Origin of the sequence: Pandoraea iniqua (genome assembly GCF_902459685.1) — a bacterium.
In the GTDB taxonomy this organism is placed as follows: domain Bacteria; phylum Pseudomonadota; class Gammaproteobacteria; order Burkholderiales; family Burkholderiaceae; genus Pandoraea; species Pandoraea iniqua.
Window position 1 is genome coordinate 1035231 of sequence record NZ_CABPSF010000001.1, and the last position, 21773, is coordinate 1057003.

17 protein-coding genes are annotated in these 21773 nt (G+C 63.4%); 7 read left to right on the forward strand and 10 right to left on the reverse strand.

Annotation, left to right across the window (positions count from 1 at the left end; genetic code table 11):
- Positions 1–34: 34 nt before the first annotated feature.
- From PIN31009_RS04605 to PIN31009_RS04615, 3 genes are all read right to left on the reverse strand, one after another.
- Positions 35–1330, reverse strand: a complete 1296-nt coding sequence (locus tag PIN31009_RS04605) for an MFS transporter (RefSeq protein WP_058377347.1) — start codon at positions 1328–1330, stop codon at positions 35–37.
- A gap of 153 nt (positions 1331–1483) precedes the next feature.
- On the reverse strand, positions 1484–2812 hold the full coding sequence (locus PIN31009_RS04610; RefSeq protein WP_150683197.1) for an MFS transporter: 1329 nt from the start codon (positions 2810–2812) through the stop codon (positions 1484–1486).
- A 52-nt stretch (positions 2813–2864) separates the two neighbouring features.
- Complete coding sequence (locus PIN31009_RS04615) at positions 2865–4538, reverse strand: GMC family oxidoreductase (protein ID WP_150789459.1); 1674 nt, start codon at positions 4536–4538, stop codon at positions 2865–2867.
- 352 nt (positions 4539–4890) lie between these two features.
- On the opposite strand from PIN31009_RS04615, the gene PIN31009_RS04620 reads away from it, so the two are divergent.
- The gene (locus PIN31009_RS04620; RefSeq protein ID WP_150789460.1) at positions 4891–5751 is read left to right on the forward strand and encodes an IclR family transcriptional regulator; all 861 of its coding nucleotides are present in this window, start codon (positions 4891–4893) and stop codon (positions 5749–5751) included.
- A gap of 59 nt (positions 5752–5810) precedes the next feature.
- Here the strand turns inward: PIN31009_RS04620 and PIN31009_RS04625 are convergent, their stop codons facing one another.
- On the reverse strand, positions 5811–6599 hold the full coding sequence (locus PIN31009_RS04625) for an IclR family transcriptional regulator (protein ID WP_058377351.1): 789 nt from the start codon (positions 6597–6599) through the stop codon (positions 5811–5813).
- 252 nt (positions 6600–6851) lie between these two features.
- On the opposite strand from PIN31009_RS04625, the gene PIN31009_RS04630 reads away from it, so the two are divergent.
- Both PIN31009_RS04630 and PIN31009_RS04635 read left to right on the forward strand, forming a co-directional pair.
- Positions 6852–7829, forward strand: coding sequence for an AAA family ATPase (locus PIN31009_RS04630; RefSeq protein ID WP_217426766.1), 978 nt, complete (start codon positions 6852–6854; stop codon positions 7827–7829).
- Positions 7826–9565, forward strand: a complete 1740-nt coding sequence (locus PIN31009_RS04635; RefSeq protein ID WP_150789462.1) for a cobaltochelatase CobT-related protein — start codon at positions 7826–7828, stop codon at positions 9563–9565. The genes PIN31009_RS04630 and PIN31009_RS04635 overlap by 4 nt, the downstream gene beginning before the upstream one ends.
- On the opposite strand, the gene PIN31009_RS04640 is transcribed toward PIN31009_RS04635, so the two are convergent.
- From PIN31009_RS04640 to PIN31009_RS04660, 5 genes are all read right to left on the reverse strand, one after another.
- Positions 9566–10333: a sulfite exporter TauE/SafE family protein gene (locus tag PIN31009_RS04640; RefSeq protein WP_150789463.1), complete on the reverse strand. Its 768-nt coding sequence runs from the start codon at positions 10331–10333 to the stop codon at positions 9566–9568.
- Between the two features lie 4 nt (positions 10334–10337).
- Entirely contained in the window at positions 10338–11375 is a 1038-nt protein-coding gene (gene pta / locus PIN31009_RS04645) for a phosphate acetyltransferase (protein ID WP_150789464.1), read from the reverse strand.
- 146 nt (positions 11376–11521) lie between these two features.
- Positions 11522–13354 (reverse strand): sulfoacetaldehyde acetyltransferase, encoded by a 1833-nt coding sequence (gene xsc, locus PIN31009_RS04650; protein WP_170936039.1) that lies wholly within the window; start codon positions 13352–13354, stop codon positions 11522–11524.
- Positions 13355–13687: 333 nt separating this feature from the next.
- Positions 13688–14077: a nuclear transport factor 2 family protein gene (locus PIN31009_RS04655; protein ID WP_058377356.1), complete on the reverse strand. Its 390-nt coding sequence runs from the start codon at positions 14075–14077 to the stop codon at positions 13688–13690.
- 77 nt (positions 14078–14154) lie between these two features.
- Entirely contained in the window at positions 14155–15615 is a 1461-nt protein-coding gene (locus PIN31009_RS04660) for an NAD(P)/FAD-dependent oxidoreductase (protein WP_058377357.1), read from the reverse strand.
- 247 nt (positions 15616–15862) lie between these two features.
- Here PIN31009_RS04660 and PIN31009_RS04665 point away from each other — a divergent pair, with 247 nt between their 5' ends.
- From PIN31009_RS04665 to PIN31009_RS04680, 4 genes are all read left to right on the forward strand, one after another.
- A complete protein-coding gene (locus PIN31009_RS04665; protein WP_087689487.1) occupies positions 15863–16063 on the forward strand; it encodes a DUF3311 domain-containing protein in 201 nt (66 codons plus the stop codon).
- 89 nt (positions 16064–16152) lie between these two features.
- Entirely contained in the window at positions 16153–17571 is a 1419-nt protein-coding gene (locus PIN31009_RS04670; protein ID WP_150789465.1) for a sodium:solute symporter family protein, read from the forward strand.
- Between the two features lie 2 nt (positions 17572–17573).
- A complete protein-coding gene (locus PIN31009_RS04675) occupies positions 17574–19241 on the forward strand; it encodes an amidohydrolase (protein WP_150789466.1) in 1668 nt (555 codons plus the stop codon).
- Between the two features lie 11 nt (positions 19242–19252).
- Positions 19253–20206, forward strand: a complete 954-nt coding sequence (locus tag PIN31009_RS04680; protein ID WP_246185496.1) for a CobW family GTP-binding protein — start codon at positions 19253–19255, stop codon at positions 20204–20206.
- A 116-nt stretch (positions 20207–20322) separates the two neighbouring features.
- On the opposite strand, the gene PIN31009_RS04685 is transcribed toward PIN31009_RS04680, so the two are convergent.
- Positions 20323–21726: an amino acid permease gene (locus PIN31009_RS04685; RefSeq protein WP_058377361.1), complete on the reverse strand. Its 1404-nt coding sequence runs from the start codon at positions 21724–21726 to the stop codon at positions 20323–20325.
- Between the last annotated feature and the right edge of the window lie 47 nt (positions 21727–21773).

A 21773-nucleotide genomic window follows, 5' to 3' on the forward strand; every position in this document is an offset into this window, starting at 1 on the left:
TCCGCCCCCGCCGCGTCAAATCCCCAGCTTTCGCCTAGGGCTGAAGCACTTGCGCCCGCCGCGCCACCCGCGCGAGCAGCAGCGCGCAGACCACATTGAACAGATGGAGTCCGCCGGGGCCGACCAGCGTCATGACGAGCGACGCGATCATCGGTCCGAGAATGCCCCCGACGGAAAACAGGATCAGCAACGTGGCGCTGACCACCACGCGTTGCTCGGGCGCGGTGCGATCGTTCACATGCGAGACGATCAGGCCGTACTGCGTGAAGTTGGCCGCCGAGAACAGGAACATCAGCAGGAACACGAGCCAGTGCGCCTGAATGACGATCAACGGCGCGCAGAACGCAGCAGAGGCGAGCGCCAGCCGGCGCGACAGCGTGCGCCGGTCCATGCGGTCGGAAAGCCGGCCGATGGGCCACTGCATGAGCAGGGCGCCGAACAGGGCCACGCCCATCAACGTGGACAGACTGCCGATCGACAGGCCGATGCGCGTCAGGTAGATCGGCACGATGGCGTAGAACGCGCTGTACAGAAAGCCCGCAAGAATACAGCCCGGAATGGCGATCGGCGTCGCGCGGGCCATCTCGGTGATGCCGTCGAACAGGCTCATGGCCGGTTGCTTGACGAGGCGTTCATCGGCCACGCGCGTGGGCCAGCCCTGCATCAGCGTGATGGGCAGAATGGAGGCGACAAACAGCCCCGCGACCAGCAACAGTTGCCCTTCGCTGCCGGCTTCGCCGACGTTGAGCAGAAATTGGCCGGCGCCCACGGCCAGATAGTTGATCGTGAGATACGAGCCGAACACGCGCCCGCGCATGGTGTTGGGTACCGACCCGTTGAGCCAGCTCTCGACCGTGGTGTACACGCCCATGAGCGCGAGCCCGGTGCCGAGGCGGAACAGGCAGAGCATGAGCGTGGTTTCGCTCACGGCGAAGCCCATGACGAACAACGCGGCCAGCGCTGTGAAGGCGACGAACGCGCGATGTTGGCCGATGCGCTCGATGAGCGAGCGGTTGTAGAACGCGCCGAGCAGAAAGCCGCCGTAGTAGCACGACTGGATCACGCCGACGGTAAACGTCGACGCACCGTAATGCAGCGCATGGAACGGAATCGAAGTGGCGAACAGCCCGTTGCCGACGACCAGCACGCCGTAGGCAAGCAGAATGCCCATGAGCGCCGGATAGACGCTGATGGGCAGCGGCACGGCATCGGCCGGTGCCGGACCGGGCGCAGGCGACGGCGCACCGAGCAGGGCACCTTCGGAGAGGGGGCCCCGGCGATCGGGTTCGTCTTCAGGCAAAGAGGTGTCGAGCGACGGATCTCGCTGCATCGTGTCTCGTGGGCAGGTGAGCGATACCCTGAATCATCGCACGAGATCGCCGGCGCCGGCCCTGCCCGGCATCAAACACCCTGCACAAAGCGTGCCCCGTGAAGGGCTCGCTTTGTCGTTGCGGCTACTGCAAAGTGCGTTTTAATTCGCGCATCAATGTTCCGCGATGCCCGCGCCGTGCCATACATGCTGGCGGCGCTTTTTACTGGCAATCCACGCGGCCGACAGGGCACTGATCAGACCCGCACACAGCACGTAGATACAGATCAGCCACGGCTCGCCGCCATTCTTCTGCAACAGATAGGTGGCGATGATCGGGCTCAGGCCGCTCGCGAAGATTCCCGAGAACTGGTAGACGAACGAGATGCCGGTGTAGCGCACCCGTGCATCGAAAAGCTCTGCGAACAAGGCGGCTTCGGGACCGTACACCGAGGCGTAGATGACACCCAGCGGAATCACGATGGCGAGCCACACGAGAAACACATTGCCGCCGCTCGCCTTCATCAGCCAGAACCCGGCAAACGACGACAGGCCGGTGAGCAGCGAGCCCCAGAAGTAGATACGCGTGCGGCCGACGCGATCCGAGAGTTTGCCGAAGAACGGAATCGTGAAGATCATCACGAACGCGGCGGCCATCACGCCCATGAGCGCTTCGGTCTGCGAGAGCTTGAGCGTCTGCGTCAGGTAGGCAATCGAGAACACGCCGAAGATGTTGAAGAACACCCCGTCGATGAAGCGCGCGCCCATGCCGGCGAGCACGTTGCCCGGGCTCTTGGTCAGCACGTCGGCAATCGGAATCTTGATCTCGGCACCGGCCTTCTTGATCTTCGAGAACTCGGGCGTCTCCATCACGTTCAGGCGGATGTACATGCCGATGGCGACCAGCCCGACCGACAGGAAGAACGCCACGCGCCAGCCCCATGCGAGAAACTGCGCGTTGGTGAGCGTGTACGACAGCAACGCCACCACACCCGACGCAAGACACAGCCCGAGCGCGAGCCCGACCTGCGGAATGCTCGCGTAATAGCCGCGCTTCTCCTTGGGGGCGTATTCGAACGCCATGAGCACTGCGCCGCCCCATTCGCCACCGAGCCCGATACCTTGCAGCACGCGCAGAAAAAGCAGCAGACACGGCGCCCATAGGCCGATTTGCGCGAATGTGGGCACCAGCCCGATGAGCATGGTCGCCACGCCCATGATCGAGAGCGTCATTACGAGCATGCTCTTGCGTCCGAGCTTGTCGCCGAAGTGGCCGAAGATCACGCCGCCCAGCGGCCGGCTCAGAAAGCCCACCGCGAACGTGCCGTAGGCGAGCATGGTCGAGACCAGCGGGTCGCCACTCGGGAAATACAGCTTGTTGAAGACGATGCCGGCGACGACGCCGTACAGGAAAAAGTCATACCACTCGATGGTGGCGCCGATCAGGCTGGCGACGACGACACGGCGCATCTGCCGGGCGTCGGTCTGAGTCGATGCATTCATGGTTGTCTCCGAATCTTTTAATGATGTGTGCCGTCTTTACTGCCAACGCTGCCTAGACTGCGACCGCCGTCGATGCCTGTGCTGCCGTTCTGGTCTCTGTGTCGCGATAAATCTCCGTCATGCCCGGCCCTCGCCGGCCGTCTTCGAGAATCATGTCCGCCGCCTTCTCGGCGATCATGATCGTCGGTGCATTCGTGTTGCCCGAGACCAGCTCGGGCATGATCGATGCGTCCACCACGCGCAGCCCGGCGAGCCCGTGCACGCGCAGCCGGTCGTCCACCACGGCCATGGGGTCGTGGCCCATCTTGCAGGTGCCTGCGGGGTGATAGATCGACTGGCTGTAGAGGCGCGCGGCTTGCAGCAATTCGTCGTCGCTCTGGTACTGTGCGCCGGGCACGAACTCGCTGATGATGTGCGGTGCCAGCGATGGCGCCGCGGCAATGCGGCGCGCCACCTTGATGCCGTCGATGACGACCTGATGGTCGCGCGCGTCGGACAAATAGTTGGCGTGAATCGCCGGGTATTGCAGCGGATCGTTCGAAGCAATCTCCACGCTGCCCCGGCTGAATGGACGCAACTGACAGACCGACGAGGTGAACGCCGAGAACGGATGCGCGCCTTGGCCCGGCTTGTCCGCCGAGAGCGGCTGCATGTGGAACTGGATGTCGGGGCGCTCGACCTCAGGGCGTGAGCGCGTGAAGATCGTCACCTGACTTGCTGCCAGCGTCAGCGGACCGGTGCGAGCGAACGCGTATTGCAGGCCAATGAGGGCCTTGCGTAACGGGTTGTTCACTTCATCGTTCAGCGTGCGCTCACGCGTCTTGAAGACGAGGCGAACTTGCAGGTGGTCCTGCAAATTCTGGCCGACGCCCGGCAACGCGTGCCGCAGTGCGACGCCCGCCTTTGCCAGTACCGTGGTTGGCCCCACGCCCGAGTTCTGCAACAACTGCGGCGAGCCGATGGCCCCGGCGGCGAGAATCACTTCCACGCGTGCCCGGGCTTTCTTGCGCTGGCCATCCTGCAAATACTCGACACCGACCGCGCGCTTGCCATCGAACAGCACGCGACACGTCTGTGCGCGCGTCTCGACAATCAGATTGCGACGTTCGCGCGCCGGCTTCAGAAACCCCTTTGCCGTACTCCAACGAAAGCCCCGAAATGCCGTCTGCTGGAAGTAGCCCACGCCTTCCTGTGTCGCGCCGTTGTAATCCGCGTTGAACGGAATACCGATGTCCTGCGCGGCCGCGATGAAGTGATCGGCGATGGGGCGGCGCAGCCGCAGGTCAGACACCTTGAGCGGGCCGCCGGCGCCGTGATACTCACTTGCGCCGTGTTCCTGATCTTCCGATTTCTTGAAGTAGGGCAGCACGTCGGCATAGCGCCATCCGCGATTGCCGAGCGAGGCCCAGCGGTCGTAATCCTGACGCTGACCGCGCACATAGAGCAGCCCGTTGAGCGAACTGGAACCGCCGAGTACCTTGCCGCGGGGCCAGTCGATCTGCCGATTCGCGACGTTCTCGTCGGCCTCGGTGCGATAGCACCAGTCGAGTGCCGGGTTATGCATCGTCTTGAAGTAGCCGACCGGAATGTGAATCCACGGATTGCTATCCGGTCCGCCCGCTTCGAGCAGCAACACCTTGTTCGCGGGGTCGGCACTCAGCCGGTTCGCGAGCACGCAGCCTGCCGAGCCTGCGCCGACGATCAGATAGTCCACCTCATGTTCCATGCCACCTGTCTCCTGCCTGAGTTCGCATCCGTGCACCGCGCCCGGATGAAACGATTCGTTTCGGATTGTTTCGATTCAATGTCGGCGAGCGCTTGATAAATGCCAAGTGAAAAGACGTGCGGAACGGGAAACTGAAACGGAATTCGCCGATGGCGTCTCAGAACAATGCAATTGCTGCGGCGCATCTGCGGGGTTTCACTAAGGGAGGGGGGGCAGTGCTAAAGCGAGAGATGTCGCGTCCCCGATCGTTGTCGAATGTCACTCGGACAGGGGTAATCCCGGGGCTGATGATCATCAAATAATTGGTATATTTTGTTTCTTTTATTTTGATGGTCGAGTGCGAGGAGGCGCGATGCGCGAGACAGGCACGCTGGACGAACTGGACATTCGCGCGAGCGAAGAGGCGCGTAACCTGCGGGCACTGGCCATCATCGAGCGACTGGCGATCGCCGGGCAGCCCTATACGCTGTCACAACTGGCGACGCGTCTGTCGATCCCCAAAGCCACGCTCATGCGGCTGATCGAGGCGCTGGAGTTGTGCGGCTACGTGGCGCATGTGCCCGATTCGCGCGGCTCGGAGCGCGGGTTGTCGCTGGGGCCGCGTGCAGCGCGTCTGGCATTGGTCACACTGGCGAATAACAACTTCACGCGTGCCGCGCGCTCGCTGCTGCGCGGGCTGGTCGATCGCGTCGGCGAGACCGTCAATCTCACCGCGCTCGACGGCGACGAAGTGCTCTACATCGAACGAGTGGAAACCAACGAGCCGCTGCGCATGCAGATGCATCCGGGCATGCGCGTGCCGTTGCATTGCACGGCGAGCGGCAAGTTGTTTCTGTCGCAGATGCCGGCGGCCGAGCGGCGTGCGGTGCTCGCGCGCCTGACGCTCAAGCGGATGACGCCGCGCACGATCACGGACGTGAGCCTGCTCGATGCCGAACTCGACCGGCTGGCGGCGCGCGGCATCGGTATCGACAACGAAGAATTCGTGCGCGGCATGGTGGCCGTGGGGGTGCCGGTGCGCGCCCCTGACGACGGCCACGTGCGCGCCGTGCTGGCGGTGCATGGCCCGACGGCGCGTGTGACGCTGGAGGAGTTGCTGGGGTTGGTGCCGACGCTTCGCGAGACAGCGACGGCGCTGGTGCCGTTACTCGACTGGCAGCGCGCGAGCAAGCTGGATGCGCTGGCGAAAAAGGGCGAAGCGGAGAAGGTTTGAGACGCTGAACAAGGCGCAGGGAACGCGAGCCTCGCGCCCCCTACATTCCATCGCCGCTATCAGAACGTACTGGCGAGTTCCTTGGCGGCTTCCTGCAAGCGCGGCACGAATTCCATCGCTTTCGAGAGCGACGTGCGCGACACGGGTGCATGCACGGCCACGGCGGCGATGCACTGCCCATCTTCCTTGAGCACCGGCGCGGCGACGCAGGCGATCCCCAGCACGAACTCTTCGTTATCGACGGCAATGCCCTTGTGGGCGATGCGGTCGAGTTCGCTTTCGAGCAACTCGGGATCGGTCAGTGTGTTGGGCGTGAAGCGTTGCAGCTTCATGGCACGCAGCAGGGCGGCACGCTGTTCACGCGGCATCATCGCAAGCAGCAACTTGCCGCTGGCGCTGCTATGCGCCGGCACGTGCGAGCCGGGCTTGAGATCGAGGCGCAGCGGCCACGGCGCTTCCATACGGTCGAGATAGAGCACTTCCGTCTCGTGGAGCATCGTGAGGTTGCAGGTCTCGCCAAGGTCGGCGACCAAGCGGCCGAGAATCGCGTGACGCATGCGTCGCGCACCGGCCTGCATCATCACACCCAGACTGAGCTGCGCGAGACGCGGGCCGATCACATAGGCGTTTTTCTGGCCGGGTTCGCGAATCACGAGGCCGCCCGCTTCGAGCGAGCCGAGCATGCGATGCAACGATGCCTTGGGCATCTGGATGTCGTGCGCCATGTCGGCGAGCGAGACCGGGGCGTCGGCGGCCACCAGATATTCCAGTAAGGCGAACGCCCGCAGGGTCGGGGTGTCGGCCTTGCTGTCTGCCGAGGAGTCGCTCTTGGTCGCTGCGTCGTTCATATGCGCCGTTCCGGAAAATGGATCAGCGGTATTGTACCCAAACGGGTTGTCGAACGGCATTGGCAGGGTCCGATGCGTTTCAGTTCGCTCGAATGTAGACGACGCTATCTTGACCGTCAATCGTTAATTTTATTTTTCGGAACAATTTGTTTCTAAAAATAGTTAACGCTATGATGCCGAAAATGACGGCCAGACGGCGCGGCACAGGAGACGGACGTGATGCAAAGCCAGAGTGAAATCCAAAGTCAGCCCATGCTGGCGCAACCCGATCACCTGATCGATGCGCGCAGCGTGTTCGGTATCGATGTCGATCTGAAGGTGCCTGCGTACCGCGAGCGCGACGACCACGTGCCCGAGATCGATACGGCCTATCGCTTCAACGCGGACGTGACGCTGGCCATTCTCGCGGGCTTCATGAACAACCGGCGCGTGATGGTGCAGGGCATGCACGGCACCGGCAAGTCGACGCACATCGAGCAAGTGGCTGCCCGCCTGAACTGGCCTTGCGTGCGGGTGAATCTCGACGGCCACATCAGCCGCCTCGATCTCGTCGGCAAAGACGCCATCGTCGTGCGCGACGGTCATCAGGTCACCGAGTTTCAGGAAGGCATCGTGCCGTGGGCCTTGCAACGGCCGGTGGCACTGATCTTCGATGAGTACGACGCGGGCCGCCCCGACGTGATGTTCGTGATCCAGCGCATTCTCGAGCGCGACGGCAAGTTCACGCTGCTCGATCAGAACCGCGTGATTCATCCGCACTCGGGGTTCCGCATGTTTGCGACGACGAACACCGTGGGTCTTGGCAATCTGAACGGCCTTTATCACGGCACGCAGGTTCTCAACCATGCGCAGATCGACCGTTGGAACGTGGTCGCCACGCTCAACTATCTGTCGCGCGAAGACGAGGCCGGTATCGTGCTGGCGCGGGTGCCGGAGCTCGGCACCGATGCCGGGCGCACGCTGATCGACTCGATGGTCAGCGTGGCCGAACTTACCCGCAAGGGCTTCGCCACCGGCGATCTCTCCACGCTCATGTCGCCACGCACGGTCATTAACTGGGCCGAGAACGTGGGCATCTTCCGTGACGAAGGACTGGCGTTCCGTCTGACCTTTCTTAACAAGTGCGACGAGGCGGAACGGCCCATCGTCGCCGAGTACTACCAACGCGCGTTCGGCCGAGAACTGACGCTCGACGACGGCACGCGCTCGCTGCTGGCCGATGCGTCATGACGATCTCGGATCGCGAAGCCGCCCGGCGCGCCGCACGCGGCGAAGCGCTGTGCGCGGCCACCGTGCGAGCGCTCACCGGCGACGCCGCGTTGCACTACAGCGGCGCGCGGCTGTGCCGGAACATGCGGCCGTTGCCGCTGCATGCCCCGCACCTGCAAACGTTGCCGACGCCGCACGATCCGTTCCGTTCGCTGCGCGGGGCCGCCGATGGCGCGGCATTGCGTTTGCGTCACAGCGATGCCGCGTTGCATCGCAGCCTGCTCCCCGACGCGCCGCTGGAGCGCCTGCTGTTCGAACTGCTCGAACAATTGCGCTGCGAAACCTTTGTGCCGCCGGGCATGCCGGGCATCGCCAACAACCTGCGCGAGCGCTTCGAAGCGTGGTCGCGCGCGATGCACGAAACCGGCGTCGCCGACAGTCATGTGGGGCTGTTGCTCTACACCGTCGCGCAGATGAGTTGGTCGCGGCTGACCGGCTACCCGGTGATCGACGAGACGGAAGGTCTCATCGAAGCTACCCGCATGGCGATCGCGCCTGTCATCGGCGGCGCGTTGGCGGGCATGCGGCGCACACGTGCCGATCAGGCCGCGTTTGCCGTGCACGCGCGCGAGCTGGCCGCCGAGATCGCCGCCATGATCCGCTCGGCGAGCGGCGAGCGCGACGATGCCGAACCCAAGGACGATGAAGAGCAGAAGGGCGTGCGCAACGCGTTCTCGCTGTTTCTCGATTTCGACGAACGCGAAGACGACGGCATTACGCTGGCGCACTCCGGCGACAGCCGCGTATTGAAGGCGTCGGAACAGGGCTATCGCGTCTTTACGAACCGCTACGATCGCGAGGTTTATGCGGGCGCGCTGGTGCGCCGTACCTTGCTCGCGGAATTCCGCGAGCGGCTGGACGAGCGCATCGTCGCGCAGGCCATCAACGTGCCGCGCCTCGCGCGTGCGCTCAAAGCTGCGCTGGCCGTCGCGCAGCGGGACGGCTGGTCGTTCGGTGAAGAGCAAGGGCGCATCGATGGCCGGCGGCTGGCGCAACTGGTCAGCTCACCGGCGGAGCGCCGTATTTTCCGGCTGGAGAAACACACACTCGTCGCCGAGTCGATGGTGAGTTTTCTGATCGATTGCTCGGGCTCGATGAAGGCGCAGATCGAATCGGTCGGCATGATCGTGGACGTGCTCTCCCGCGCGCTCGATGCGGCTGGCGTGACCAACGAAATCCTCGGCTTTACCACCGGCGCATGGAATGGCGGGCGCGCGCGCACCGACTGGCTCGCACGCGGCAAGCCGCCGTTTCCGGGGCGCCTGAACGAAGTGTCGCATCTGATTTTCAAAGATGCGGTGACGAGTTGGCGGCGTGCGCGCACCGACATTGCTTCGCTCTTCAAGGCCGATCTGTTTCGGGAGGGTGTCGATGGCGAAGCGGTCGAATGGGCCTGCGAGCGGCTGCGCTCGCGCGTGGCGAACCGGCGCCTGCTGATCGTGATTTCCGACGGCAGCCCGATGGACGCCGCCACCAATCAGGTCAACGACGAACACTATCTCGATCATCATCTGCGCGAAGTGGTTGCGCAGCAGCAAGCGCGCGGCGACGTGGAAGTGCTGGGGCTGGGTGTCGGTCTCGATCTGAGCCCGTACTACCGCAATGCGCTGGCGCTCGATCTCACATCGCTGCCCGACATGACGATGTTCTCGAAGCTGGTGGAGTGGATCGGCAGTGGTGGCCGCCGGGGCCACTGATCAGATCATTGCGAGCAGCGCGCTGATCATCAGATGGGCACCCAGCAACATCAGCGTTGTGAAGGCGATACGCCGCGTCACGACGCCCGAGAGCGGCGGAGGATGCCGACGGGCCAGCAGCGTGGCCAGCGCGACCACAGGGAGTGCCATCCCCGCCTGCCACCAGACCGGCGCGGGCAACTGCCCCGCGAACGCGCTGTAGACCGTGCGGATCGATGCGGTCACGGCAAACAGCAGAATCAGCGCACAGCGGATCTGTACCAGCGTCAGCGGTTGCCGATAGAAATAGAAGATCAGCGGCGGCCCGGAAATACCGAACATCCCACTCAGCAAGCCGCCGAAAATACCACTGAGGAAGAAGCCTTTGTCGCCCGAGCGTTCAGGCTTGGGGGCCGGTCGCAAGGCCGAGCCGATGCCGCCGTAGAGCACGACGGCACCGAGCAGCAGGTGCAGCACATTCGACGCCATCCCGTTGAGATAATCGAACAGCAACACGCCCACGACCACCGACGGGATGATGCCGAGCGTGGCGGCGCCGACGGCCCGCCAGTCGATGTGATGCCACGTACCGGGCAGCGCCAGCGCGCTGTTGACCAGCGTGACCAGACTCACGAGGATGGCCACGCTGGCGACCGGGGCGAGCCCGAAGCCGCTCGCGCCGCCGAGCACGATCATGCCCAGACCGAAGCCGGTCACGGTTTGAAAATACGTCGCAAAGCCGAGCAACAACAGTAACGGCAACAGCGGAAGAATCGCGGGAAGTGTCATGCCGTCATGCGACGGCGGGTGCCGCGGTACTGGCGAGCCGGGCCAGTGCGGCCTGTGCCTGCACGCAGGTGACACCGATGACGTAATAGATATCGTCGGCGCTACAGCCGCGCGAAAGATCGTTGGCGGGGCGGTTGAGCCCTTGCAGCAGCGGGCCGATAGCCTTGGCACCGCCAATCCGTTCGGCGAGCTTGTAGCCGATGTTGCCGGCATCGAGACTCGGGAAGATCAGCGTATTCGCGTGGCCTTCCACTTGCGAGTGAGCGACCTTGCGTTGAGCAATCTCGGCAACGATGGCCGCGTCGAGTTGCACGTCGCCATCGATTGCAAGCTGCGGACGAGCCGCTTTCACGAGACGCGTCGCTTCCACCACCTTGTCGACCGCCGCATGCCGGGCGCTGCCGCTGGTGGAGAACGACAACATCGCCACGCGAGGGGACTCCATCAGCAACGCCTGTGCGCTGTCGGCCGCGGCCATGGCGATCTGCGCCAGTTGCGCAGCATCGGGGTCGACCACGAGCGCGCAGTCGGAAAAGATCAGGCCGCCCTTCATCGTGTGGAACGGCTCGCAGAGCATCATCAGGAAGAAGCTCGACACGAGTTGAAACGACGGCTGCACGCCAACCAGTTGAATGGCCATGCGAACCACGTCGGCCGTGGTGTTGACGGCGCCGGCCACGGAGCCGTCGGCATGACCGAGACGCAGCATCATGTTGGCGAAGCCCAGCGGCGCGCGCATCTCGGCGGCGGCTTGCTCGCGCGTGATGCCCTTTTTTTCGCGCATGGTGAACCACGTCCGCGCGAATTCATCCGCCAGCGGTGAGGTAGCCGGATCGATCACTTCCATCCCGGCCAGATCGACGCCGGCCGCGTCTGCCGCGCGCAGCGTCTTGTTGATATCGCCGACGAGCACGATGCGGGCGATGCCCTCGCGCGTGGCGCGTCCGGCCGCTTCAAGCACGCGGGGGTCTTCCGATTCACACAGCACGATGCGCTGGGGGGCGCTGCGGGCTGTGTCGAGAATGCGGTGCATGGCTTTCATGATGTCAAAGCCCAGAAGCTCGCCGTCATGGCGACATGGCGACATGGCGAGCGGAATAAAAAAAGCGCTCCCGGCACCCACAGAGCCGGGAGCGCTATCACCCTGCATACAGTTCAAAACACCAGCGCAAAACTACGGCACAACGATCAGACGTAATCCTTGTACTTGTCGAGCGTGCGCACCGGCTTCGAGAGGGCATCCCGACGGAACGGATCGCCCAGCTCACGGGTACACATGATTTCGATAATGGTCGTCTTGCCGTGATTCATCTGCATGTCGATGGCCTTCTTGAGCGCGGGGCCAACGTCTTCCAGACGATCGACCACGATGCCTTCCGCGCCCATCGCCTTGGCGATACCGGCAAAGCTCGGGCTGTCGAGTTCGCCCGCGACGAAGCGGCGGTTGTAGAAGTCGACCTGATTCTTCTTCTCAGCGCCCCACTGACGGTTGTGGAACACCACGGCCGTGACCGGAATGTTGTGGCGCACGCACGTCAGCGTTTCCATCAGGCTCATGCCCCATGCGCCGTCACCGGCGTACGACACGGCCGGGCGATGCGGTGCGGCAACCTTCGCGCCGATGATCGTCGGGAACGCGTAACCGCAGTTGCCCCAGCTCATGGCAGCAAAGAAGCTGCGCGGCTTGTTGAAGCGCAGATAGCTGTTCGCGACCGAGTTGATGTTGCCGATGTCGGTCGAGACCATCACGTCTTCCGGCATGGCCTTCTCGAGTTCGCGCAGCACCTGACGCGGATGCAGATAGTGGCCGCCGTTGAACGTGCGTTCCTTCGCCTGCTCTTCGATCATGTCGAGGCTGTACGGATCGCGCTCGTGGGTCCACTCGTCGAGTTCCTTCTCCCACGCCGCCTTTTCCGTGGCGATCTGATCGGCACGCGAACCACGCGTCGCATCGCAAGCGAGCGTGCGCTCGGCCAGACGCTGCGACAGGGCGACCGCGGCGGCCTTGGCATCGCCGCAAATACCGACCGAGATTTTCTTCACGAGACCGAGCATCTTGTGATCGGCATCGATCTGGATGATCTTGGCGTTCTTCGGCCAGTAGTCGAGGCCGTGTTGCGGCAGCGTGCCGAACGGTCCGAGTCGCGAGCCCAGTGCCACGACGACGTCGGCCTGTGCGAGCAGCTTCATCGCGGCCTTCGAGCCCTGATAGCCGAGCGGGCCGCACCACAGCGGATGGTTGGCCGGGAACGAGTCGTTGTGCAGATAGCTGTTGACGACCGGTGCGCCCAGACGCTCGGCGAGTGCCTTGCATTCTTCGATGGCGTCGGCCATGACCACACCGCCGCCCGAGATGATGACCGGGAACTTGGCTTGCGCCAGCAGTTCGGCCGCTTCGTTCAGACGCTCGTCGCCGCCTGCGCCACGATCGAGGCGTTGCGGACGCGGAATCTCAGCCTTGATCTGGCCGTAGAAATAGTCACGCGGGATGTTGAGTTGCGTCGGGCCCATTTCGGCCATGGCGCGGTCGAAGCAGCGGCCCGTGAACTCGGCCATGCGGGCCGGATGCGTCACGTGACCCTGATACTTCGTGAATTCTTGGAACATCGGCAGTTGCTTCGCTTCCTGAAAGCCGCCGAGGCCGATACCCATCGTGCCGGCTTCCGGCGTGACGATCACGACCGGGCTGTGCGCCCAGTAAGCGGCGGCAATTGCAGTCACGCAATTGCTGATGCCGGGGCCGTTCTGGCCGATCACGACACCATGGCGGCCCGACACGCGAGCATAGCCGTCGGCCATGTGGCCAGCGCCTTGTTCGTGCACGACCGGAATCAGACGAATGCCTGCGGGCGCGAAGATATCCATCGCATCCATGAAGGCCGAGCCCATGATGCCGAACATCTCGCTCACGCCGTTGGCGACCATCGTTTCGACAAATGCTTCAGACGGCGTCATGGTCTGCGGGCCGGCGTCGGTGGCCGTGAGTTGCTGGGTGGCCGTAGCCGGGTCTTTGGCGTTCATGGTGTCTCCAGTGAAAAATAAACGGAACAAATAATTCCGATTTCATTGCGTAAGTGGAAATCTAGGCGATTCATTCGCCTTGGTCAATCTGTATTTTTATTTATTGGTATGTTTTGTATTGAAAAATGTAGCGCCTGATTCGGCACGTTTGCGACGAACGAGACGCCACACCGTCGGCAAAAAGAAAAAATGCCCCGGCAGGCGGGGCAAAGAACCCGGCGTCTGGTCCTTCAGCCACCCGCATGCAACAGGTGGCCGGCAGAGTGAACTGCCGCGCGCGAAGGGGGGGCGACGCCGGGTGGCTGACAGGTGTCATGGTCTTGCCGACATCGTTCAGAACGCCGGACGATCCTTGCGGAAGGCGTTCTTCACTTCGATCTTGCCGTCGCGCAGGGTGAATACGTCGACCATGCGCGCTTCCACACGGGTGCCGTCGGCCTTGGTGCCGCGAAAGGTCGATTCGGATACGCCGCGATTGCCGTTCACGAAGTGGTCGCCTTCGGTCCACGAGGCATCCGGGAAGTTTTCCCACGCCGATTGGAAGGCGGCGCGCACAGCCTCGCGGCCCTCGAAGGTGCGACCCATCATGTCGGGGCCGGCCACGGCGTGAAACACACACGTGTCGGTCATGCACGCCATGAGGGCGTCGATGTCGTGCCGGTTCCAGGCGTCGTTGAACGAGGCCAGCAACTGGAGGTCGGCGGAGGCGTTAGATGTCGTCATTGATCAGTCCAAAAAGCAAGTGAGGCAGGTGAATCGGGTGAATCGGGTGAGGCCAATAAGGCAGAGCGCACAGCGAATCAACGCGCTTCGTCCTGCGCGTGGTACCGCTGATAAAGAAAGCGCTGGCCGATGCGGCGGAACGGCGCGAAGCCTTGCCACTGCACCGTGCCGAACACGTTGGGGTATTGCAGCGCCGAGTCGTAGATCGGCAGGCTCCACGACGGATCGCGCTCGCCCGCGATGCGCTGGGCGAGGCGGCGTCCGGCATGGGCCGAGAACGACACGCCGTTGCCGCCATAGCCCACGGCATAGAACAGACTCTGGCGCGGGTCGGGTTGGGTGACGCGCGGCATCATGTCGTGGCTGACGTCGACCCAGCCCCACCACGAGTAATCCACGCGAATACCGCGCAACGCCGGGAATTTGCGATGCAGCCCCTCGACGAGCACGGCCATGTGTTTCGGATTTTGCGCATCGGCGCCGGTGATCGAACTGCGGCTGCCGATCTGCAAACGGTTGTCGGGCAGCAGCCGGTAGTAATAGCGAAGCGTGCGCGTATCGGTAATGACTTCGTGCGTGCGGAAGTTGGTGGCCGCGAGTTCTTCCGGCGTGAGCACGCGCGTGACGAGCGAGTTCGACAGAATCGGCATGATCTTCGCGCGCAACGCCTTGGTCACATCGTTGCGGGTGTAGCCACCCGTGGCGAAGGCCACTGCCTTGGCGCGCACGACACCGCGCGGCGTGCGCACGTGGTGCACGCCATTGATGGTTTCGACACTGAGCACCGGCGTTGATGGATGGACACGCGCGCCGAGCGCCCGCGCCATGCGCAAATAGCCGAACGCGAGCTTGAGCGGATGCACGCCGATGCCGTCCGGCTCGTGCAGCGCGCCGCAGTTCTCCTGATCGTCGACGTACTGTTCGCGCACGTCGTCACGCGAGAGGATGCGCGTGTCGTATCCGAACACGTCGCGCATGACCTTCGCTTCGTTGCGCAGAAAGTCCATCTTGCGCTCGCGATGGGCGATGTAGAGATGGCCGCCCGGCTGTGGATCGCACGCGGGCACTTCGGCAACCAGCGATTTGAAGGTGTCGAAGCCTTCGCGAATTTCGGCGTCGAGCTTCAGTGCGGTTTCTTTGCCCCAGCGCTCGATCCACTGCGAACGATAGAGACGTCCGCTGGCGTTCTGGCCTTGTCCGCCGTTGCGGCTGGTGCAGCCCCAGCAGGTACGGTTGGCTTCGAGCACCGTCGCGCGGATGCCGTGTTCGCGAGCGAGGAAAAGCGCGGTGGCAAGGCCGGTGAAACCCGCGCCCACGATGACCACGTCGACGTCGGCATCGCCGGGCAGCGGGCCGTCGTCTTCGGGCGGATCGCCGGCAGTGGCGACCCAGTAGGTCGGTGCGTAATCCATCCCGAGTCCCGGATTTGCCGAGACTAACGGATCGTAAAGCGGATCGTATGGCGCAGCTTCGGAGCGACGATCCAGCGCGAAGGAATCAATCGTACCCACGGTAGGCTCCTGAGGAAATGAGCCCATACTGCCAAGAACAATTTCCGCGCATTAGTACCACCGGCGCTTTGTGATGGTGCCAGCGAAAAGCACCGTCGGCACAACCGCGACGCGTCGTTGGTGGTCCACCAAAATCAAATGACTGGCACCACACATTCCTGCGATGTGGCTCTAAACGTCGTGATTTTTGGCTGTAGATACTGGGCCAGACAAATAGGTGGCCAGTCTCGCTGGCACACCTGCCGAACAACGTGTCGCGTGCCGGAGACAGGACATGCTCAGATTGCTCATTGGACTTGGTTTGCCGTACCTCGGCGTCGTCGGGCTCTTACCGTGGGCGGCGTCCGTCGACCGCTATGTGCTCGGCGTGCCGTTCATCTACGGCTGGATCTTCTTGTGGTTCGTGTTGACCTCGGGCTGTCTCTATCTGTGCTGGATGTTGTTCGACCGCCATCAGGTCGAAGACCCCGCTTAAGCCCCGCGTTCTGCATACGCCCACTTACGTCTGCGCCCTCGCGCGCTAGCCGTTCCCCCTTCGTTAAGCGCCTTTCGGAGATTACCTCGATGGCCACCCTCATTTTTGCCGGCTTCATTCTGTTGTCGGTCTATCTCGCATTGCGAGCGCGCGGCGGCCGTGGGCCGCAGAGCATGCACGACTTCTTCGTGGCATCGCGCCAGTTCGGCGCATGGCTCGTGTTCTTTCTCGCGGCCGGCGAGATCTACAGCATCGGCACGATGGTCGGGTTTCCGGGCGGCATCTACGCCAAGGGGCCGACGTATGGCGTCTGGTTCCTCGGCTACATCCTGCTGGCATACCCAATCGGTTACTTCCTCGGGCCGAAAATCTGGGACGCCGGTAAGCGCTACAACGCGATCACATTGCCCGATCTGTTCAAGGGGCACTTCAACAGCCGTTTTCTCGAATTGGTGGTGGCGGTGACCGCCATCGTGTTTCTGCTGCCTTGGGGCCAGTTGCAGTTCACCGGACTGGTCGCAGCACTCAAGAGCTTGGGCTGGAACTTCCAGCCGCTCTGGCTGATTTCGTTCTCGGCGCTGCTCGCGTTCATCTACATTGCGATTGCCGGGGTGCGTGCGTCGGCTTACATTGCGGTGCTCAAAGACATCCTGATGGTCGCAGCCATCGTGATCACCGGCGTGGCCGTGGCGTGGGAAGCGGGCGTGACACCCGTGTTTCAGGCCGCCAGCCAGCACGTGAGCAATGCGATGAGCACGCAGCAACTGACGTTTGCGATGACGACGATCGTATTTCAGTCGCTCGGCATGTACGTGATGCCATTTGGCGTGCAGAACTTCTTTACGGCGAAGAGCGCCCACACGATCCGCCGCACGCAGGTCGCCATGCCGCTCTACATGCTGATGTATCCGTTTCTGGTGCTGGCGTCGTATTACGCCATCAGTCAGAACATTACGCTCAGCTCGCCCAACGAGGCGTTCTTCGCGGCCGTGACGCAACTGCTGCCGTCGTGGCTCGTCGGGCTGGTGGCCGCAGGTGCTGCACTCTCAGGTCTGCTGGTGCTGGCCGGTATCTGTCTCGCCTTGGGGCCGATCGTCACGCGCAACATCCTCTCCGGCATGCCCGAGCATCGGCAGAAGGCCAGTTCCAAGGTCGTGATCGTGCTGTATCTGCTCGGCTCCATCGTGCTGACGCTGCTCACGCCCAACCTGATGCTCACGCTCATCAACATGGCGTACTACGGCGTGACGCAGTTTCTGCCCGGCGTGATCGCCGTGGTGTTCCGCCTGCGCGTGCGTGCCTCGGCGGTCGCGGCCGGCGTGCTGGCAGGACAAGGGCTCGCGCTCGTGCTTTACTTCAAGAACCCGGACCTCGGCGGCGTGAACCTCGGACTGATCTGCCTGATCGTCAACGTGGTGGTGATGGCCGTGTTGCACCTGATGCTCGGCGGCAGCCGTGAGCGCTCGATGGGCCCCGCCGTGGGCACGCTTTCCACCTACAAGAAGTAGAAATGACAGACAGAGACAACAAGGCGGTATCCCGGAGCGACGTGCGTGTTTTTGCCGCGCGCAAGATTCTAACGATGAACCCGGCGCAACCGGTCGCGACGCACGTGGCCGTGTGCGACGGCAAGATTCTCGCGGTCGGCGGTCTGGACGACATGCGCCGCTGGACCGACGCTGCCCCCGACGACACGTTGCGCGACAAGGTGCTGATGCCCGGTCTGGTCGAGGGGCACTGCCACCTGATGGAAGGCGCGATGTGGGACGCCGTGTATGTGGGCTACTACGACCGGCGCGGCCCCGACGGCTACTTGTGGGAGGGCTTGAAGACACCCGCCGCCGTCATCGACCGGTTGCGCGAGGCCGAGCGCAAGCTGACCGACAGTCACAAGCCGTTGCTCGCATGGGGCTACGATCCGATCTTCTTCGAAGACACGCCGCTCGTTGCGCGCGACCTCGATACGATCTCGATTACACGCCCCATCGCGATTCTGCACGCCAGCGTGCATCTGATGAATGTGAACACGGCGATGCTCGAGCTTGCCGGTATCGACGGCGACACCGACGTCGAAGGTGTCGTGATGGGCGCCGATGGCGAGCCGACGGGCGAGTTGCAGGAGTTCGCCGCAATGTTCCCCGTGTACCGCGTGATCGGCGAAGGGTTGTCGATTGCAGCCAGCGAGAGCCCGCGCGCGATCTGGAATTTCGGACGCGTGGCGCAGCTTGCCGGGGTGACCACGGCGACCGATCTCGTCAACGACCTGACCGAGACTGGCAACGCCAATCTGCATGAGATCACGGCCGACCCCGCCTATCCGATTCGCATCGTGCCCGCCTTCGCGCCGCAACGATGCCCGGAAGGCGGGCCGGAACGTGTCCTGAATGCGCGCGAAGGCAACACCGACAAGCTGCATTACGGCCCGGTGAAGTTCATCGTCGACGGCTCGATTCAGGGCTTTACGGCGCGCGTGCGCTGGCCGGGGTACTTCAACGGCAAGCCGAACGGCCTTTGGCTGATTCCGCCGTCGCAACTGGTCGACACGTTCATGCCGTTCCATGCGGCAGGTCTGCAACTGCATATCCACACGAACGGCGATGAAGCGACCGACGTGGTGCTCGACGCCATCGAAACGTTGCTGGCGCGCCACCCGCGTGTGTATCATCGTCACACGTTGCAACATTGCCAGATGGCCGATGTTGCGCAGCTCACCCGTGCGCAACGGTTGGGGATGTGCGTGAACTTCTTCGCCAATCACGTGTACTACTGGGGCGACGCGCATTACCAGCAGACGATGGGGCCAGATCGCGCGAACCGCATGGACGCCACCGAGATCGCGCGCCAACTCGGGCTGCCGTTTGCGCTGCATTCGGACGCACCGATCACGCAGCTCAACCCGCTGTTCACCGCGTGGTGTGCGGCCAAGCGCGAGACGTCGTCGGGCCGCATTCTCGGTGAATCACTTCGCTTGCCCGTGGCCGACGCGTTGCGTGCCGTGACGTTGGGCGCCGCGTTCTCGCTCGGCATGGATCATCTGATCGGCAGCATCGAAGTCGGCAAGTACGCGGACTTCGCGGTGCTCGACGCTGATCCGTACGAGGTGCCGCTCGATGACCTGCGGCAAATGCCGGTCTGGGGCACGGTGCTGGGCGGCGAGGTGTTCCGCTCGCCGACGTGATGGATACCGTCATGACGCCGGGGAGCGGAACGCTTCGCCGCCCGATCCCGATGGTCGTACTCGGCGGTTATCTTGGCGCCGGTAAGACGACGCTGATCAACGCCCTACTGCGCAACGCGGACGGCTTGCGTGTGACCGTGCTCGTCAACGACTTCGGTTCGATCAACGTCGATGCCGCGCTCATTCGCGAGCGCGGCGACGATGTGATCGGACTGGAGAACGGTTGCGTGTGCTGCACCATCGGCGGTCGTCTGGTGGAAACGTTGTTGGCGCTTGGCGAGCGCGCCGAACGCCCCGACTTGCTGGTGATCGAAGCGAGTGGCGTCTCCGACCCGGTGCGCATTGCGCAGGTCGGCATGCTCGACCGGGCATTCCGACTGCACGGCATTGTGGTTGCCGTGGATGTCGACAGCATCGACGATGTGCTCGACGATCGTTACGTCGGCGATATTGCACGGCGGCAGATTGAAGCGGCAAGCACGTTGGTACTCACTAAGACTGACCTCGTCGACGAAGACAAGCTGCGCGCCGTGCGCAACCGGCTGTCCTCGCTGGGCGCGACTCAGGTCGTCGTGCCGGCGGAAGACGGTGTCGTGCCGACGGCGATCCTGTTTCCCGATGACGAAATCGCGTTGTCGGGCGACTTCCCGTCGCGTCCGCTACGCGCGGCTTCGCGTGCATTGCCCGCCGGGCTGCGCAGTTTCAACGTAGAAACGTCTGAAGTGTTCGACCGCACTCGCCTGAAGGCTGCGCTGGCGATGTATCCGGGCCAGCTTTGGCGCGCCAAGGGCTTCGTCTCGCTGCAACCGGGCCAGATGAGCGAACTGCATGTCGTGGGGCGTCGCTCGATGCTTACCCGTCGTCCGGATCTTCCTTCGCAAACGTCGGTGATCGTGCTCATCGGCATCTTCTCCGACGACGAGCAGCGTCTGCTCTCTCAAGCACTGCATTCGGCCTGCCACTGACGCCGGTAACCCGTCGCGGCGTTAGCACTTCATTCGCCGGATCTTCCCTTTCAAAACGACACCGGCCGCAGAAGTCTGCGGCCGGCGTCGTTGTTCGATCACGTTATCGCGATGGATCAGATTTCGTAACCGGGGTCCGGCGAGCGCAGCTTGCGCCAGATCGAACGCACCGTGAACGCCACGAGCAGCACCGTCAGGCTGACAATGCCGAGCGCGAGCGGCGTGCGCTGATCGGGGATGAACGCCATCGCGCCCACGATCGACAGCATGCCGATGATCGCCACCCAAGTGAGGTACGGGAAGCACCACATGCGCACCTTGAGCTTGCCCGGGGCTTCACGTTCAAGACGCTTGCGCAGACGCAACTGCGAGAACGCGATCAGCACGTAGACGAAGATGGCCACCGTGCCGTACGAGTTCACGAGAAATGCGAACACGGTATCCGGCGACACGTAAGACATCACCACCGCAGCGTAGCCGAACAACGTGCCCACGAGGATCGCGCGAACCGGCACGCCCCGTGAATTCAGCTTGGCCAGCGAGCGCGGTGCGTCGCCACGACGCGTCAGCGCGAACAACATGCGCGACGACGCGTACAGGCCCGAGTTCAACGCCGAGAGGACGGCGGTCAGCACCACAGCGTTCATGATGTGGGCCGCTGCCGGGATGCGCATTGCTTCGAGCGCGCTCACGTACGGCGTGGCCATGCCCGCCGAGTTCCAAGGCACGAGCATCACGACGAGCAGGATCGAGCCGATGTAGAAGAACAGCACGCGCCCGATGACAGAGTTCGTCGCACGGGCGACAGCCTGTTGCGGCTCGGCCGCTTCTGCCGCCGCGATCGTGACGATTTCGGCACCGAAGTAGAAGCCTGTCGCCGCGACCGCCCCGGCCATCACCGGGCCGATGCCATTCGGCATGAACCCGCCGTGCGAGAGCAGATTGCCGGTGCTGGCGACCGCACCCGGCCACATGCCGAACACGAACAACCCGCCGAGGAACAGGAACACGACGATGGCGGCTACCTTGATCGAGGCGAACCAGAATTCGAACTCGCCGTACGAGGCCACCGACACGAGGTTGGTCAGCGTGAGCACGACGAGCAGAACAAGACTGATGGCCCACGCGGGAATATCCGGCAGCCAGAACTGAATCAGATTGGCACCCGCCACCGCTTCGACGGCCACCACAATCACCCAGAAGTACCAGTACATCCAGCCGGTCAGAAAGCCGGCCAGCTCGCCGCCCACGGGTTTGTCGTCCCACGCGAGGCGGGCGTACTCGTAGAACGAACCGACGGCGGGCAACGCGCACGCCATCTCACCCAGCATGCGCATCACCAGCACGACGAGCGCACCGGTGATCAGAAACGACAGCACCGCCGCCGGACCGGCCGCATGCACGACCACACCGCTGCCGACGAACAGACCCGCACCGATCACGCCGCCGAGCGCAATCATGCTCATGTGGCGCTGCTTCAGGCTCGAATGCAGCTTGGCACCATTGTCATGACCGGCCATGGCGACCTCCCATGCAAGGTACGGGTACGCCGCTGTTGTCCGCGATG